General features: G+C 42.2%; 11 protein-coding genes and 3 pseudogenes. 12 read left to right on the top strand and 2 right to left on the bottom strand.

The genetic code is table 11. The annotated features are described in order from the left end of the window. The first annotated feature begins 304 nt into the window (after positions 1 to 304). Together ROSEINA2194_RS13215 and ROSEINA2194_RS20505 are read left to right on the top strand one after the other, a co-directional pair. Complete coding sequence (locus ROSEINA2194_RS13215; protein WP_044928053.1) at positions 305 to 901, top strand: TetR/AcrR family transcriptional regulator; 597 nt, start codon at positions 305 to 307, stop codon at positions 899 to 901. Positions 902 to 903: 2 nt separating this feature from the next. Further along, a pseudogene (locus ROSEINA2194_RS20505) lies at positions 904 to 1,655 on the top strand (SDR family NAD(P)-dependent oxidoreductase). A 393-nt stretch (positions 1,656 to 2,048) separates the two neighbouring features. Here ROSEINA2194_RS20505 and ROSEINA2194_RS13200 read toward each other — a convergent pair. Further along, positions 2,049 to 2,306: a TIGR03905 family TSCPD domain-containing protein gene (locus tag ROSEINA2194_RS13200; RefSeq protein WP_021922208.1), complete on the bottom strand. Its 258-nt coding sequence runs from the start codon at positions 2,304 to 2,306 to the stop codon at positions 2,049 to 2,051. Between the two features lie 122 nt (positions 2,307 to 2,428). Beyond that, positions 2,429 to 2,971 carry a Uma2 family endonuclease gene (locus ROSEINA2194_RS13195; RefSeq protein WP_044928052.1) on the bottom strand — a complete coding sequence of 181 codons (543 nt, stop codon included), beginning with the start codon at positions 2,969 to 2,971 and terminating at the stop codon, positions 2,429 to 2,431. 363 nt (positions 2,972 to 3,334) lie between these two features. Between ROSEINA2194_RS13195 and secA the strand changes: the two genes are divergently transcribed. From secA to recD2, 10 genes and pseudogenes are all read left to right on the top strand, one after another. Beyond that, the gene (gene secA, locus ROSEINA2194_RS13190) at positions 3,335 to 5,908 is read left to right on the top strand and encodes a preprotein translocase subunit SecA (protein WP_007888033.1); all 2,574 of its coding nucleotides are present in this window, start codon (positions 3,335 to 3,337) and stop codon (positions 5,906 to 5,908) included. A gap of 168 nt (positions 5,909 to 6,076) precedes the next feature. Then, positions 6,077 to 6,364 carry a UPF0175 family protein gene (locus ROSEINA2194_RS13185; RefSeq protein WP_007888025.1) on the top strand — a complete coding sequence of 96 codons (288 nt, stop codon included), beginning with the start codon at positions 6,077 to 6,079 and terminating at the stop codon, positions 6,362 to 6,364. Continuing rightward, entirely contained in the window at positions 6,361 to 6,696 is a 336-nt protein-coding gene (locus tag ROSEINA2194_RS13180; RefSeq protein ID WP_007888013.1) for a PIN domain-containing protein, read from the top strand. The genes ROSEINA2194_RS13185 and ROSEINA2194_RS13180 overlap by 4 nt, the downstream gene beginning before the upstream one ends. A 101-nt stretch (positions 6,697 to 6,797) precedes the next feature. Further along, the gene (gene uvrB, locus ROSEINA2194_RS13175) at positions 6,798 to 8,801 is read left to right on the top strand and encodes an excinuclease ABC subunit UvrB (protein WP_007888010.1); all 2,004 of its coding nucleotides are present in this window, start codon (positions 6,798 to 6,800) and stop codon (positions 8,799 to 8,801) included. Between the two features lie 48 nt (positions 8,802 to 8,849). Next, positions 8,850 to 11,689 (top strand): annotated as a pseudogene (gene uvrA / locus ROSEINA2194_RS13170) (excinuclease ABC subunit UvrA). A 510-nt stretch (positions 11,690 to 12,199) separates the two neighbouring features. Then, complete coding sequence (locus ROSEINA2194_RS13165; protein WP_007888000.1) at positions 12,200 to 13,195, top strand: rod shape-determining protein; 996 nt, start codon at positions 12,200 to 12,202, stop codon at positions 13,193 to 13,195. 91 nt (positions 13,196 to 13,286) lie between these two features. Continuing rightward, positions 13,287 to 14,079 (top strand): annotated as a pseudogene (locus tag ROSEINA2194_RS13160) (flagellar hook-basal body protein). A gap of 29 nt (positions 14,080 to 14,108) precedes the next feature. Next, the gene (locus ROSEINA2194_RS13155) at positions 14,109 to 14,924 is read left to right on the top strand and encodes a flagellar hook-basal body protein (protein WP_007887997.1); all 816 of its coding nucleotides are present in this window, start codon (positions 14,109 to 14,111) and stop codon (positions 14,922 to 14,924) included. A 31-nt stretch (positions 14,925 to 14,955) separates the two neighbouring features. Then, a complete protein-coding gene (locus tag ROSEINA2194_RS13150; RefSeq protein WP_007887995.1) occupies positions 14,956 to 15,318 on the top strand; it encodes a hypothetical protein in 363 nt (120 codons plus the stop codon). Between the two features lie 170 nt (positions 15,319 to 15,488). Next, positions 15,489 to 17,696 carry an SF1B family DNA helicase RecD2 gene (gene recD2, locus ROSEINA2194_RS13145; RefSeq protein WP_007887994.1) on the top strand — a complete coding sequence of 736 codons (2,208 nt, stop codon included), beginning with the start codon at positions 15,489 to 15,491 and terminating at the stop codon, positions 17,694 to 17,696. Positions 17,697 to 17,755: the final 59 nt, after the last annotated feature.

Genomic DNA, 17,755 nt, shown 5'->3' with positions numbered 1-17,755 from the left:
TTATTGGAGGAGTGCCTATAAGATAAGGTCAAAACTCAATCTGCATCCTTGAAATAAATGAATTAGGACTTCTTTAAATAAATTTTAATAGAATAAAATAGAATGATTTGTTTACTAAAGAATTGTATACTTGAAATTGACAAATCTCTTTGAGCGAGGGATACTTCTTGTCCGAATGGTAAGAATATGGAACTGAAAAGAATAAAAACAATATGGCTTTGAACGAAATAATACATTTTTTCTTGACAACCTAACAATTGTTAGATAAAATGCATCTAACAACTGTTAGGTGCAAGGAGACGCTATGGAAACAAAAGAACTTATTTTAAAAAAGGCGTTGGATATGTTTGCTAAATCAGGTTATGATTCTGTATCAATAAGAGATATTGCAAAAGCTGTGAATATAAAAGAAAGCTCTATTTACTATCATTTCAAAAATAAACAAGATATTTTAGACTCACTTGTAGAAAAGTTTGAGAGCCATATGAAAGAACTTACAGATATGTTGCAGGCATCAATGTCTGATTCACATAATGTTAACGCATTTTCATGGGATTGGCTACGGGAGTTTTATTTTGAACAATATTTATTTGATACATTTTGTAATCAAATGATGCGCTTTATGATGATCGAACAATTTCATAACGAAAATATGAGAATGTTGTATGAACGTTATCTATTTGAACTCCCTCATAAAATTCAAACACAATCATTTATGATGCTTAGCAAGCTTGGAATTTTGAGTGAACAACAAGCAATAAAAGTTAGTAATGATTTTTTTGCAAGTATTACAATGCTTACATTTAAATATTTATTAAATGGGAAATTGACAAAAACAAAAAAAGAAGCTTTTAGTGAAGAAACTTTCACATATATCAATAGAATGTTTCAGGAGGATTGAATATGTCAAATATATTAATTGTAGGCGCTAATCGGGGCATTGGTTATTACATGGCAATTCGTTTACTGGAAAAGGGAAACAACGTGACGGTTTTGGACATTCAAGACGACCACATAAGTGAATTAAAAAAGAGGTATCAGAATTCTCTTCTCATTATCAGATCGGATGCAACAGATGAGGATTCATTATCAGAGGGCATAAAAAATCAATCAAAGAATTTGGAAATGTAGATATAGCAATTCACAATGCGTGCCTTTGTACGTTTGCTAATGAGCAAGATACAGGTTACGAAGTATACAAAAAAGTAATGGATGTCAATTATTTTGGAGCATTAAGACTTTCAAAATTAATTCTCCCATTTATGCGTGAGAAGAAAGAGGGTAGAATCATATTTACCAGTTCCGGTGTTGGGGTTACAGGCTTCGGTAATATATCACCTTATGCGTCTTCAAAAGGTGCAATAGAATCTCTTGCCAAATGTCTTGAGATTGAAAACCAAGATTATGGAATAACATTCCATATTATGCACCCGCCACTTACAAATACAGCATCTTCTTCAGAACTTCCCGTACCCAAAGAATTTATGGCCGATGCTGAAAAAATAGGAAAGGGACTTGCTGATCATGTTTGGTCAAAGAAATTCGTAATCTGTCATTCTTTCAGTCAATCATTACAAATGAAATTATGTTATTGTTATCCGCTCTATATGGGAAAAATGATGTGGAAAATGACGCAGAGAGCAATTAGAAGATAAGTTGTGAAAACCCGTCATTCTAGATTACGTGCGGCAGAACCCAATATAGGCACTCATCCCCTGACCGTGAGTTCCATAACGTAAATTGCAGATTTTGTGGTGCGATTCATGATGTTGATTGGGCAAATATAAGCGTCCTCTCGCAAGTCATTCGTAACGTAAATGAAAGAAAAACGGTGCAGACAAATATGATTTCCTTTGTGAGCCATGGAGACAAGACTCTTCAGAGGCTTGTCGGAATGCCCGGCGAGCAGGAACATCATATTTCGTCTGTACCGTTTTTCTTTTCATAAACCTATAAAATCACGACTTGCGAGAGGACGCTTATATCTGCCCTTCAAGCCCTAAGAAAGCACCACAGAATCTGCGACACTATGCTAGTGAAACTCCGGTTTATTTCTGCTCTGCTTCATAGGCTTCGCGACAGGCTTTGGCAAGCTGGTCTCCGCAGGAAGTTCCGCGTCCGTTGCAGGAAATTCCACCGATTTTCTGTTCTACCTGCTCAACGGTAAGACCTTCCACAAGCTTTGGAATTGCCTGAAGATTTCCATTACATCCACCGGTGAATTTTACATTGTGAACAATATTTCCCTCTAATTCCAACTCAATCAGAGTGGAACATGTACCTTTTGTTTTGTATACATACTTCATAATATATGCAGACCTCCTCTTTTGATGATACGATTCCATACATTATATATCATCCCGGAAGTGTTCGACAAGTTCTTTTTTTGGAAAATCAAAATACCCCGGATGTTATACCGGGGCATGAGTTAGTTGTTTATATTGTTAAAGTCGATACATAAATCTGGATAGATTCCTACGTTAATCGTATCTGAGAATGAGTATTCGTCAATATCCCCATGTTCCAGATCGTATACAGTAATCCGTTTTTTGTCTGGATCAACAATCCAGTATTCACGAACACCAGCAGTACGGTATTTGAATAGTTTTGTGTAATAGTCCATTCGTCTGCTGCCAGATGATACTATTTCTATAATCCAATCTGGTGCACCATTGCAGCCTTTATCTGTGAGTTTGGATTTGTCGCAGATGACGCTTATATCCGGTTCAACATAATTTTTGTCATCTGCATTTAGAAAAACGGCAAATGGAGCGATATATGGCTCACACGAACCCCCTCTTGATTTTATATAGGTGTTAATGATGGTAAAGAGATTGCCGGCTATAAGCTGATGTCTGCGTGTGGGTGGAGCCATGTAATAGATTTGACCATCGATCAGTTCGGCGCGTTCCCCATCCGGGAGGTTATAAATATCATCTGTAGTATAGATTCTTTCCTGTGGTAAAGTCATTAGAACACCACCTTTCATAAATAATAGGGGATAAGAGTATCTTCATCATCTTGCAATAGAATTATAGCTTATAATTAAAAATATGTACATAATATAAAAAAATAAAGATATCTGTTTGCGGAGGGTTACTGTTGGCTTAGCAGTAAAACACTTGCTATTTTGCTGCGGAGGACGGCAATTAAATTATGTATACATAAATCCGACAGGATAATTTTCAGTTAATAAAAAATTCACAAATCGTTTACGCCTATTTTTGTTGTGGTGAAGCCTAAAAAGTGTTACAATAGCGATACCGTGCGAGGTTTCTGCATAAATGACAGAAATTTTTCAAATAACAGAGCCGGGACAGGAATAGGAGTTTTTATGGGAGCATTGACAAAAATCTTCGGGACACACAGCGAGAGAGAGCTGAAAAGAATCTATCCGCTTGTTGACAAAGTAGAGTCTTATCGTGACTCTATGCAGAAACTTTCCGATGAAGAATTAAGAAACAAAACAAAAGAATATAAAGAGCGTCTGGAAAAGGGCGAGACTTTGGATGATCTTTTGCCGGAAGCATTTGCAACGGTTCGTGAAGCAGCAAAACGTGTGCTCGGCATGGAGCATTACCGCGTACAGATTATCGGTGGTATCATTCTTCACCAGGGACGTATTGCAGAGATGAAGACCGGTGAAGGTAAGACACTTGTTTCTACACTGCCGGCATACCTGAATGCACTGGAAGGCAAAGGTGTCTGCATCGTAACCGTCAATGATTACCTTGCAAAACGAGATTCTGAGTGGATGGGACAGGTTCATGAATTCCTTGGACTGAAAGTCGGTGTCGTGTTAAATTCCATGACGAACGATGAGCGCAGGGAAGCATATAACTGTGATATTACTTATGTTACAAATAACGAACTTGGTTTCGATTATCTGAGAGATAACATGGTGATCTACAAAGAGCAGCTTGTTCAGCGTGGATTGCATTATGCCATCATCGATGAGGTCGACTCAGTATTGATCGACGAGGCGAGAACACCACTGATCATTTCCGGTCAGAGTGGTAAATCCACCAAGCTATATGAAGCGTGCGATATTCTCGCAACACAGTTAAAACGTGGTGAGGATGTGCCGGAGTACTCCAAGATGGATGCCATCATGGGTATTGAACAGGAAGAGACAGGAGACTTTGTTGTCAACGAGAAGGACAAAGTTGTCAACCTGACACAGGAAGGTGTGAAAAAGGTTGAGCAGTTCTTCAAGATTGATAACCTTGCAGATGCAGAGAACCTTGAGATCCAGCACAATGTGATCCTTGCTCTGAGAGCACATAATCTGATGTTCCGCGATCAGGACTATGTGGTAAAAGATAACGAGGTCATGATCGTTGATGAATTTACCGGACGTATTATGCCGGGACGCCGTTATTCAGACGGACTTCATCAGGCGATCGAAGCGAAGGAGCATGTAAAAGTAAAACGTGAGAGCAAGACGCTTGCAACGATCACATTCCAGAACTTCTTTAACAAATTTGACAAAAAGGCCGGTATGACTGGTACAGCACTCACAGAGGAAAAGGAGTTCCGTGATATTTACGGTATGGACGTTATTGAAATCCCGACCAATAAACCGGTCCAGCGTATCGATCATCATGATGCCGTATATAAGACCAAGAAAGAAAAATATCGTGCAGTTGTCGAGGAAGTGAAGAAGGCACATGAGAAAGGACAGCCGGTACTGGTTGGTACGATCAACATTGATACTTCTGAGTTACTCAGCGGCATGTTAAAAAGAGAGGGAATCCCTCATACTGTATTAAATGCGAAGTTCCACGAACTGGAGGCTGAGATCGTAGCAGGTGCCGGACAGCATGGAGCAGTTACAATCGCGACAAACATGGCAGGCCGTGGTACGGATATTAAGCTTGATGACGACGCAAGAGCAGCAGGCGGTTTAAAGATCATTGGTACGGAACGTCATGAATCAAGACGTATTGACAATCAGCTTCGCGGTCGTTCCGGACGTCAGGGAGATGTGGGAGAATCACAGTTCTTCATTTCACTTGAAGATGATCTGATGAGACTCTTTGGCTCTGATAAACTGATGGATGTGTTCAATGCACTTGGTGTTCCGGAAAATGAACAGATCCAGCACAAGATGCTTACCTCTGCCATCGAGAAAGCACAGCAGAAGATTGAGGCTAATAACTACGGAATCCGAAAGAATCTGTTGGAGTACGATCAGGTTATGAATGATCAGAGAGAGATTATTTACAAAGAGCGTCTGCGCGTGTTAAATGGAGAGAGCATGAGAGATGCGATTTTCAAGATGATCACAGACCGCGTAGAGAGTTGTGTGGACACCTGTATTTCTTCTGAGATTCCAAAAGATGAGTGGGATTTAAATGAACTGAATCAGTTACTGCTTCCTATCATTCCTCTGGAACCTATAACGGAAGAAACGATTGCTGATATCAGGAATAACAAGGAACTTAAGCATCTCCTGAAAGAGAAAGCAGTGAAGTTATATGAAGCAAAAGAGACAGAGTTCCCTGAACCGGAACAGTTCCGTGAGTTAGAGCGAGTTGTCTTATTGAAAGTGATTGACCAAAAATGGATGGATCACATTGATGACATGGATCAGCTTCGTCAGGGTATCGGACTTCAGGCATATGGACAGAGAGATCCGCTTGTTGAGTACAAGATGGCAGGATTCGATATGTTTGATGAGATGACAGCCAATATTCAGGAAGATACGATCCGCCTGTTATATCATGTGAAGATTGAACAGAAAGTAGAACGTGAGCAGGTTGCAAAAGTAACCGGAACGAACAAGGATGATTCAGCTCCTGCTGAACCGAAGAAACGTGCAGCAGCAAAGATTTATCCAAACGATCCGTGTCCATGCGGTTCTGGAAAGAAATACAAACAGTGCTGTGGAAGATTTGCAGAATAGAAATAAAATGTGCAGAGCATTTAGATTCACAAGAGTCTGAATGCTCTGTTTTTACACATAGAAAAAGAACGAATGCCAGAATAAAAGAGTGAAATTGTAGTTGTAAGAAAAAATACGAGAGGATATAATAGTAATAGACACAAATCGTTTTGAAAGGAGTGCAGATATATGTTATATACAACAATAGAAATACACATACCAGAAGCAATGAAACCATATGTTACAGAAAAAAATGCAGAAGATGAATTGCAGAGAAATGCACTGTTATTGTATCCATATGTATTACAGAAGAAGATATCCAATGGAAGAGCAGCGGAAATCTTGGGAATTTCAAAATTAGATTTGATTGATTTATATGGAAAGATGGGATTCTGCTATTTTGATCAGACAATGGATGAATTAGATAAGGATCTGGAAACATTTAAGTCATTAGGGTTAAGCGGGGTGACTGTATGATAGTTGTTTCTGATACAACACCATTAATTTCACTCTTAAAAGTTGGACATTTGGATTTACTGGATAAATATTTCGGGGAAGTTCAGATACCACAGGCAGTTTTTGATGAACTGACGTCAAACAAAAGGTTTGCATTAGAAGCGGAGGAAATAAGAAATTGTCCATATATTCGTGTGGTGCAAATAGAAGATGACAAATCTGTAGATATTATCCGGAGAGTTACGGGATTAGATCTGGGAGAAAGTGAGGCAATCATTTTAACAGATAATCTGCATTCAGATTCAAAAGAGGCTGAATGCTCTATATTTTTATCAGAACTAATGTTCGGATAAAGCCTATACAAATTTTCAAAATTGTGTTATATTCTTAAGAGACATTCGTCCGTATATTCCCTCAGAAAATATACCATACTTTATTAAGATAACCCCCGGAGGTGATTTTTGTGCAAAATGAACAACAAATCTTCAAATTACATGCCCCATACCAACCCACCGGTGACCAGCCGCAGGCGATCGAAGAACTGGTAAGAGGCTTCAAGGAAGGCAACCAGTTCGAGACTTTGCTCGGTGTGACCGGTTCCGGTAAGACCTTCACGATGGCGAACGTCATCGCACAGCTGAATAAGCCGACTCTCATCATTTCGCACAATAAGACACTGGCGGCGCAGCTTTACGGTGAGTTCAAGGAGTTCTTCCCGGAGAATGCAGTGGAGTACTTTGTCTCCTATTACGATTATTATCAGCCGGAGGCTTATGTACCACAGACGGACACTTATATTGCCAAGGATTCTGCGATTAATGAGGAGATTGATAAATTGCGTTTGTCTGCCACGGCGGCACTCGTAGAGCGTAAAGATGTGATCGTGATCGCCTCGGTTTCCTGTATCTATGGTCTGGGCAGCCCGGAGGACTACCTTGGAATGATGGTTTCTCTGCGTCCGGGAATGGAGAAGGACAGAGATGAGGTCATCCGTGCACTGGTCGATATCCAGTACACAAGAAATGACATGGATTTTCACCGTGGTACATTCCGTGTGCGCGGTGACACGGTAGAGATTTTTCCGGCAAACTACAGTGATACGGCGATCCGGGTGGAATTTTTCGGAGATGAGATTGACCGGATCACCGAGATCGATGTGCTGACAGGGGAAGTCAAGTGCAGTCTGGAACATTTTGCAGTTTTTCCTGCTTCACACTATGTTGTTCCGATGGAAAAGATTCAGAAGGCTTGTGTGAATATCGAAGCAGAAATGGAAGAGCGCGTAAAGTATTTCAAGGGGGAGGACAAGCTGCTGGAGGCACAGCGTATCGCAGAGAGAACCAATTTTGACATTGAGATGTTGAAAGAAACAGGATTCTGCAGTGGTATTGAAAATTATTCAAGACATCTTGCAGGACTTCCGGCGGGAGCAACGCCACATACATTAATGGACTATTTTAAGGACGACTTCCTGATCATTGTGGATGAGTCGCATATCACGATTCCACAGATCGGAGGAATGTATGCGGGTGACCAGTCCAGAAAATCAACGCTTGTTGATTACGGATTCAGACTTCCTTCTGCAAAAGATAACAGACCTTTGAATTTTGAAGAGTTTGAGAGTAAAATTGACCAGATGCTTTTTGTTTCCGCGACACCAAATACGTATGAAGATGAGCATGAGTTACTCCGTGCAGAGCAGATTATCCGGCCAACCGGTCTGCTTGATCCTGAGGTGGTAGTCCGGCCGGTAGAGGGACAGATTGATGATCTGATCGGAGAAGTGAATAAAGAGACGGCAAAGAAGCATAAGGTTTTGATCACAACTCTGACCAAAAGAATGGCAGAAGATCTGACGGACTATATGAAAGAACTCGGTATCCGTGTAAAATATCTGCATTCGGATATTGATACTCTGGAGCGTGCAGAGATTATCCGTGATCTGCGTCTGGATGTGTTTGATGTTCTGGTTGGAATTAATCTGCTCCGGGAAGGACTGGATATTCCGGAGATCACACTTGTGGCGATTCTGGATGCAGACAAAGAGGGATTCTTACGTTCTGAGACATCCCTGATCCAGACCATTGGACGTGCGGCGCGTAACAGCGAGGGACATGTCATCATGTATGCGGATAAGATTACCGATTCCATGCGCAATGCGATCGACGAGACAGAACGGCGACGCAGGATCCAGCAGGAATATAATAAAGAACACAACATCACGCCGAAAACAATTCAGAAGTCTGTCCGTGATCTGATCAGTGTATCTAAGAAAGTGGCACAGGAGGAACTGAACTTCAAGAAAGATCCGGAGTCCATGAACAAGGAGGAACTGACGAAGCTGATCGCAGATATTCAGAAGAAAATGCAGAGAGCAGCGGCAGATCTGAACTTCGAGGCGGCAGCAGAATACCGCGACCAGATGCTGCAATTGAAAACAATGCTTCAGGATTTATAATAAGGTGGAAGGGCAATTGCTTAATAAAATATAGAAGGGTGCAGATATATGAAAACATCAGAGAACCGCAAATACATCAAGATACGCGGTGCGAATGAACATAATTTGAAGAATATTGATGTGGATATTCCGAGAGATGAATTTGTTGTGCTGACCGGACTTTCCGGTTCCGGTAAATCATCTCTTGCGTTTGACACAATTTATGCGGAGGGACAGAGACGGTATATGGAGTCATTGTCCTCCTATGCAAGACAGTTTTTAGGACAGATGGAAAAACCAAATGTTGAGAAAATCGAAGGGCTTTCTCCGGCAATTTCCATCGATCAGAAATCCACAAACCGGAATCCGAGGTCAACGGTCGGAACGGTCACGGAGATCTACGACTATTTCCGGCTGCTTTATGCAAGGATCGGAGTACCACATTGTCCAAAGTGTGGAAAAGAGATCAAAAAACAGACGGTCGATCAGATGGTCGATCAGATCATGGAGCTGCCGGAGCGTACTAAAATCCAGCTTTTAGCACCGGTGGTCAGAGGAAGAAAAGGGGAGCATCAGAAGTTTTTTGAGCAGGCAAAGCGAAGCGGTTATGTCCGTGTCGTTGTAGATGGAAATCTCTATGAACTGTCTGAGGAGATCAAGTTAGAGAAGAATAAAAAGCACAACATCGAGATTGTTGTGGATCGTCTTATGGTAAAACCGGGGATCGAAAAACGACTGACAGATTCCATTGAGAATGTACTGCAGCTGGCAGATGGATTGATGATCGTGGATGTGATCGATGGAGAACCAATTCAGTTTTCTGAGAGTTTTTCATGCCCGGACTGCGGTATCAGTATTGATGAAGTGGAGCCGAGAAGCTTCTCTTTCAACAATCCGTTTGGTGCGTGTCCGACCTGCTTTGGACTTGGATATAAAATGGAGTTTGACATTGATCTGATGATCCCGGATAAGAGGTTGAGCATTTCGGAGGGGGCAATCCAGGTGATGGGCTGGCAGTCCTGCACTGATAAGAGCAGCTTCACCTATGCGATTTTAAAAGCGCTGACGGAAGAATATCATTTTTCACTGGATACACCGTTCCGGGAATATCCGGATGAGATAAAAGATGTTTTGATCAATGGAACACACGGAAAAGAACTGAAAGTACGCTATAAAGGACAGCGCGGTGAGGGCGTGTATGATGTCGCATTTGACGGTCTGATCCGCAATGTGCAGAGAAGATACCGTGAGACTTCCTCTGAGACGATGAAAGCAGAGTATGAACAGTTTATGCGTATCACGCCGTGTGAAGCCTGCCATGGACAGCGTCTGAAACCGGAATCCCTCGCAGTAACGGTTGCGGACAAAAATATTTATGAGATGACCTCCATGTCGGTGAAGAATCTTAAGACATTTGTAGATCAGATGGAACTCACAAAGCAGCAGCATCTGATCGGCGACCCGATTTTAAAAGAAATCCGTGCAAGAGTGGGATTTTTAAATGAGGTTGGACTGGATTATCTGTCATTGTCGAGAGCGACAGGAACACTGTCCGGTGGTGAGGCACAGCGTATCCGTCTTGCAACCCAGATTGGTTCCGGTCTTGTGGGAGTTGCCTATATTCTGGACGAACCGTCGATCGGACTGCACCAAAGAGACAACGATAAGCTTCTGGGGGCATTGATGAATTTAAGAGACCTTGGCAACACGCTGATCGTTGTGGAACATGACGAGGATACGATGAGGGCGGCGGACTACATTGTGGATATCGGACCGGGAGCCGGCTCACATGGTGGACAAGTGGTTGCGTGCGGCACTGCAGAAGAGATCATGCAGAACCCGGATTCTGTCACAGGGGCATATCTGAGCGGAAGAATCCAGATCCCGGTTCCAAAGGAGCGCAGAAAACCGACAGGCTTTCTAACGATCAAGGGCGCAAGGGAAAATAATTTAAAAAATATCGACGTGGATATTCCGTTGGGCGTTATGACCTGCATTACCGGTGTTTCGGGTTCTGGAAAGAGTTCGCTGACAAATGAGATTTTGTACAAACATCTGGCGAGGGATTTAAACCGTGCAAGGTGCATTCCGGGAGAACATGACGATATCCTTGGACTGGAGCAGCTGGACAAGGTGATTGATATTGACCAGTCTCCGATCGGCAGAACGCCGCGTTCAAATCCGGCGACTTATACCGGTGTCTTCGATATGATCCGCGATCTTTTTGCGGGAACACCGGATGCAAAGGCAAAAGGATATAAAAAAGGACGTTTCAGCTTCAATGTGAAAGGCGGACGATGTGAGGCATGCTCAGGGGATGGAATTATCAAAATTGAGATGCATTTCCTGCCGGATGTCTATGTGCCTTGTGAAGTGTGCGAAGGAAAGCGGTATAACAGAGAAACACTTGAAGTAAAATATAAAGGAAAAACATTTATGATGTGCTGGATATGACAGTGGAGGAAGCATTGGAGTTCTTTAAGAACGTGCCGTCCATTGAACGCAAGATCCAGACTTTATATGATGTGGGACTTTCCTATGTAAAACTTGGACAGCCATCTACGGAACTGTCCGGTGGTGAAGCACAGCGTATCAAACTTGCAACAGAACTCAGCAAGCGCAGCACAGGTAAGACCATTTACATTTTGGATGAGCCGACAACAGGACTTCATTTCGCAGATGTGCACAAATTGATCGAGATTCTGCGCAGACTTTCAGATGGAGGTAATACCGTAGTCGTCATTGAGCACAATCTGGATGTGATCAAGACTGCTGATTATATCATCGATATGGGACCGGAAGGTGGAGACGGCGGCGGAACTGTGATCGCCAAAGGAACACCGGAGGAAGTTGCCAAAGTGAAAGGATCCTATACCGGACAGTATGTAAAAAAATATCTTAAGAAGTAAATAGCAGGATGTACGCTTAGCGTACATTCTGCTGCAATGGACAGAGATGTGATACACTGCAGATTTGCGGTCGTCATAACAAAAAAGGTGTCTCGCATGAGACACCTTAAAATTTCGGGGAGTGCTCCTCCGATATCCGTAGATATCGAAGAAGCATGAGTTATGAAAAATTATATTAGCCGACTTAATAAGTCATATTAGCTAGTACTATTATAATATAAAAAGAAAATGTGACCATTTTGTGATGAAAAAATAAAAAAATCTTATGAAGCATCATTTATTAAAAAAATCTTATTTTTCTTGAAAAATAGGATTTTCTGGAAAAAAACTTTGAAAAATATAACTTTTTGTATATAATAAGATTGTATATGTAAAAATAGGAGTAGTATCGTACTTCTTATTTTAATAGTGCAGAAGAAAAAAGTGATTTTTAATGTATTTCCGTATATCTCATACAGGAAAATATTGACATACATTCCAAACAATTCCAGAAAGGGGAATATCATAATTATGATGAGTACAGATATTGGTATCGATCTGGGTACCGCAAGTATATTAGTATATATCAAGGGCAAAGGGGTTGTATTAAAAGAACCGTCTGTTGTCGCTTTTGACCGTGATACAAATAAAATCAAAGCCATTGGGGAAGAGGCAAGATTAATGCTCGGCAGAACACCGGGGAATATTGTTGCTGTAAGACCACTTCGCCAGGGCGTTATCTCGGATTATACAGTTACAGAGAAGATGATCAAATATTTCATTCAGAAGGCTCTTGGCAAGAAAACATTCCGCAAGCCAAGAATCAGTGTCTGCGTGCCAAGTGGTGTGACAGAGGTTGAGAAGAAAGCCGTTGAGGATGCGACCTATCAGGCAGGAGCAAGAGAGGTTTCTATTATTGAGGAGCCGATCGCAGCAGCTATCGGAGCCGGAATTGATATTGCAAGACCTTGTGGTAATATGATCGTAGATATCGGTGGCGGTACAGCAGATATCGCTGTCATTTCTCTGGGCGGCTCAGTTGTGAGTACTTCAGTCAAGATCGCCGGGGATGATTTTGACGAGGCAATCGTCCGCTATATGAGAAAGAAACACAATCTTCTGATCGGTGAGCGGACCGCAGAGGATATCAAGATTAAGATTGGAACATGTTTCCCATTAGCACAGAATGAGACGATGGATGTGCGTGGACGTAATCTGGTGACAGGTCTTCCAAAGACAGTAACGGTCTCTTCAGAGGAGACAGAGGAAGCGCTGCGCGAGCCTACTTTGCAGATCGTCGAGGCAGTACACTCTGTATTGGAGAAAACTCCACCGGAGCTTGCTGCCGATGTTGCAGACCGCGGTATCGTACTTACCGGTGGCGGTGCATTGCTTCGTGGTCTGGAAGAACTGATCGAGGACAGGACCGGAATCAATACTATGACAGCAGATGATCCAATGACATGTGTTGCGATTGGTACAGGAAAATATGTAGAATTTTTATCTGGAAAACGTGATGACGATTAAGCTAATTTTTCTGTCAGATCGACCGAAATATAATATTGGATAAAACGTGTCCGATAGGTGGATACACAACGATTGATGCGAGGTGTAATATATGATCAAAGGCTTATATACAGCATATACAGGTATGGTGAATGAACAGAAGAGATTAGATGTTCTCACGAATAATCTGGCAAATGCAGACACAAATGGCTATAAAAAGAAGGGACAACATCGCAGACGTTTGCGGATGAATTGGCAATTAAGATAAAGGATACCTCTTCTTATGGCCTGAATAAAAACTTGGTGTGATCAGTATGGGTGTGCACCTTGGTGAGACTTATACCAATTATGATCAGGGAAGTATCAAAGTGACGGACAATGAGACAGATGTGGCATTGGCTGGAAATGGATTTTTTGCAATTGCTTTTACGAATAAAGCAGGGGAAACTTCTGTGAAGTATACAAGAGATGGAGCTTTTACCGTGAATACAGAGGGCTATCTGGTGACAAAGGATGGCGATTATGTGTTGAATCAGGCGGGTGCACAGAATACCGATCCGAATGCAAGAATCCGGTTAAATCCGAATGCGAAGATTACCATTGATGAGTTAGGGAATATTTATCAGAATGACCAGCTTGTTACAAGAATAGGCGTTGTTGATTTTGATGATTATAATTATATTTCCAAGTATGGTGAGAATCTGTATGATCTTGTGGATGGAGGACAGATCACAGCTTCTGATGCAAAGGTGCAGCAGGGATGTATCGAAGGCTCTAATGTGAATGTTGTGGATGAGATGGTAAAGATGATCACTATCTCAAGAGCTTATCAGGCAGGACAGAAAGTGATCAATACAGTAGACGAGACATTGGACAAGACCGTAAATCAGGTGGGAAAAGTATAATATAAGGTATAGTTGGAGGAAATCAGACTATGATGAGAGCACTTTATACTGCAGCTTCCGGAATGAGAGCGCAGCAGACCAACGTAGATAATATTTCAAATAACATTGCGAATGTCAATACAACAGCATTTAAATCCCAGAAGACAGAGTTTAAATCACTGTTATATCAGACCATTCAGACCAGAACGACAAGTGCAAATGGTGAGGAAAAACCGATCGGAGCGCAGGTGGGACTTGGAACAAGAGTTGCGTCCAACACCACAAGCTATACGCAGGGTGCGCTGCTCGAGGATGAGAGCAAATCTGCTTTTGCAATCGAAGGAAATGGATTCTTTCAGGTGAGAGGGGCAGATGGGACAACTTACTATACCAGAAATGGTAATTTTAACTGGAGTATTGGTCCGACAGGAACAACCCTTACCAATACCGATGGATATCCGGTTCTGGATTCCAATGGAAACACCATTGTTCTTCCGAATAATGTCAATTCTGGGAAGGCGGTAGTGACAACGGATGGTCAGGTTGGCTATTATAACAATGCGGGTGCTTATGTAAGTATGAACCGGACAATTGGCCTCAGCCAGTTTAACAATCCTGCAGGCTTGGAAAAAGCAGGATCTAATCTTTTGAGAGCGACAAATGCATCCGGGGCAGCACTTAATGAAGCAACCAATGCGAACCTCACAAGAAGTAAAATCCATCAGGGTTATCTGGAAGGCTCAAATGTACAGGTAGCAGATGAGATGGTAAATCTGATCGTGGCACAGCGTGCATATCAGTTAAACTCAAAAGCGATCACAACATCCGATGATATGTTAGAGCAGGCAAATAACCTGAAACGTTAGTTTTTTACATTCTACAGGAGGCTGAAAAAATATGAGTATGTCAATTGACAGCATGGCATCCATGCTGAATACGACCAATACAGATGCAACAACCAATTACAATGCCAATGCATTGAAAAAATCATTAAACGGTGTATCTTCCGACACATCTGCGGATGAACTGATGCAGGTTTGCAAAGATTTTGAATCTTATTTCGTAGAAGAAGTCATAAAAGAGGTAAAAAAGAATTTACTCCCGGATGATGAGGAGAAAGATGCATCATTATCCACAATGACAGATTATACGATGGATTTTGCAGTGGAAAAGATTGCAGACGAACTCATTGATCAGGTTGGTGGTAACTTTACACAGTCATTGTATGAGCAGATGAAACGTAATTATAATATTGATTGATCAGAGTACATAGAACGATACCATTCATAGCAGGACTCAGACAGTGTCTGGTATGAATGACAGAAATTAAGAATCACAGGCTGTCGCTTTAAGAGATTATTTCTTAATGCGGCAGCTTTTTACTTTACGAATCATTTGGTTTCAGATAGAAAGAAATGGATTAGAAAGTTATGGAGAAATTAGCAGGATATGTGGAGCATATCATATACCGCAATACGGACAATGGTTATACAGTACTCAATCTGGTGAGCGGCGAGGATGAGATCACCTGTGTCGGCATTTTTTCGACGATCGCAGAAGGGGAAAATATTGAGGCGACTGGCGATTATACCGATCATCCGACGTATGGCACACAATTTAAAGTGGTGAGCTTTGAAGAGAAGGCGCCGGAAGATCAGGAGGCGATCGAACGCTACCTTGGATCGGGTGCGATCAAGGGAATCGGGCTTGCAATGGCAGCCCGTATTGTGCGGAGGTTTAGGGAAGATACATTCCGGATCATTGAGGAAGAACCGGAGCGGCTTGCGGAAGTAAAAGGAATCAGCGAGCGGAAGGCAATGGAGATTGCAAGTCAGGTAAATGAAAAGCGAGACCTGCGGCAGGCGATGATCTTTTTACAGCAGTTTGGAATTACTATGAACCTTGCGGTAAAAATTTATAATAAATATGGACAGGAAGTGTATGGAATCTTAAAAGAGAATCCGTACCGGCTGGCAGATGATATTGAGGGAGTTGGTTTCCGGACAGCGGACGATATTGCAGCAAAGGCAGGAATACGGACGGATTCTGATTTCCGTGTGCGAAGCGGGATATTGTATACACTGCTTCAGGCGTCTGGTGAGGGGCATACCTTTTTGCCACAGGAGGAACTGACAGCAAAAACAAGTGAATTGTTGGGAATCGACAAAGATATCATCGAAAAAAATTATATGGATTTGTCGATTGACCGAAAAATCATAATGAAGCAGTCAGGAGAGCAGACGCAGATTTATTCAGCTTCTTTTTATTATATGGAAGCAAATACAGCAACAATGCTCCGGGAACTGGATATTGCCTACGATGTAGCTGATGCAGAGATAGAGCAGCGGATCCATAACATTGAGAAACAGACGGGAATGCAGTTGGATGAACATCAGGTGCAGGCGGTAAAAGAGGCGGTACGAAACGGTCTTTTGGTCATCACAGGTGGTCCGGGTACAGGTAAGACAACTACGATCAATACGATCATCCGATATTTTGAGATGGAAGGCATGGACATTTTTCTGGCAGCGCCAACGGGACGTGCCGCAAAAAGAATGAGTGAGACAACCGGATTTGAAGCGCGGACGATTCACCGCATGCTGGAATTAAATGGTGGTATGGAGGGAAGTGCCGGATTTGAACGTAATGAAACGAATCCATTGGAAACAGACCTTGTGATTATTGATGAGATGTCAATGGTTGACATAACGCTGATGAATTCTCTTTTAAAAGCGATCGCACCGGGAACAAGACTGATCCTTGTAGGGGATATCAACCAGCTTCCAAGTGTCGGACCGGGAAGCGTGTTAAAGGACATCATCCAGTCGGAAGCCTTTAATGTGGTTATGCTGACAAAAATTTTCCGTCAGGCGTCGACGAGTGACATCATTGTGAATGCGCATAAGATCAATCGTGGGGAAGAGGTTTCCCTGGATAATAAAAGCATGGATTTCTTTTTTCTGAAGCGATATGAGGCAGATATCATCATCAATGTGGTACTTCAGTTAGTAAAGCAGAAACTGCCGAAATTCGTGGATGCAACACCATATGATATTCAGGTGCTTACACCTATGCGGAAAGGTCTTCTGGGGGTGGAACGACTGAATGGAATCCTCCAGCAGTATCTCAATCCGCCGGATAAATCAAAGCGGGAAAAAGAGCATGGCGATATGGTATTCCGTGAGGGTGATAAAGTCATGCAGACCAAGAACAACTATCAATTGGAGTGGGAAATCCGCACGAAATTTGGTCTCACTGTGGATAAAGGAATGGGAATCTTCAACGGTGATATGGGAATCATTACAGAGATCAATGATTTTGCAGAGACGATGACCGTGGAATTTGACGAGGGAAGAAAAGTAGAGTATTCTTACAAGCTTCTGGATGAGCTGGAACTTGCCTACGCCATTACCATTCATAAATCACAGGGAAGCGAATATCCGGCTGTTGTGATCCCTCTGCTCAGTGGACCATCAATGCTTATGAACCGGAATCTGTTATATACGGCTGTGACGAGGGCAAGAAAATGCGTCACACTCGTTGGAAATGATACAACCTTCAATCAGATGATCCAGAACACGTCACAGCAGAAACGCTATAGTGGACTGTGCGACCGCATCCGTGAAAGCGTGTTGTAAACCGGAGTTTAACGGACGTAGTGTCGCAGATTCTGTGGTGCTTTTATAGGTTGTGAGGG

Source organism: Roseburia inulinivorans DSM 16841, from assembly GCF_000174195.1.
GTDB classification, from domain to species: Bacteria; Bacillota; Clostridia; order Lachnospirales; family Lachnospiraceae; genus Roseburia; species Roseburia inulinivorans.
Note: the sequence above shows the minus strand (reverse complement) of the source record. Positions and strands in the feature narration are given on the sequence as shown.

Coding starts and splice junctions, on each gene's coding strand:
- ROSEINA2194_RS13215 (WP_044928053.1), top strand. CDS start 305: ATGGAAACAAAAGAACTTATTTTAAAAAAGGCGTTGGATATGTTTGCT.
- ROSEINA2194_RS13200 (WP_021922208.1), bottom strand. CDS start 2,306: ATGAAGTATGTATACAAAACAAAAGGTACATGTTCCACTCTGATTGAG.
- ROSEINA2194_RS13195 (WP_044928052.1), bottom strand. CDS start 2,971: ATGACTTTACCACAGGAAAGAATCTATACTACAGATGATATTTATAAC.
- secA (WP_007888033.1), top strand. CDS start 3,335: ATGGGAGCATTGACAAAAATCTTCGGGACACACAGCGAGAGAGAGCTG.
- ROSEINA2194_RS13185 (WP_007888025.1), top strand. CDS start 6,077: ATGTTATATACAACAATAGAAATACACATACCAGAAGCAATGAAACCA.
- ROSEINA2194_RS13180 (WP_007888013.1), top strand. CDS start 6,361: ATGATAGTTGTTTCTGATACAACACCATTAATTTCACTCTTAAAAGTT.
- ROSEINA2194_RS13165 (WP_007888000.1), top strand. CDS start 12,200: ATGATGAGTACAGATATTGGTATCGATCTGGGTACCGCAAGTATATTA.
- ROSEINA2194_RS13155 (WP_007887997.1), top strand. CDS start 14,109: ATGATGAGAGCACTTTATACTGCAGCTTCCGGAATGAGAGCGCAGCAG.
- ROSEINA2194_RS13150 (WP_007887995.1), top strand. CDS start 14,956: ATGAGTATGTCAATTGACAGCATGGCATCCATGCTGAATACGACCAAT.
- recD2 (WP_007887994.1), top strand. CDS start 15,489: ATGGAGAAATTAGCAGGATATGTGGAGCATATCATATACCGCAATACG.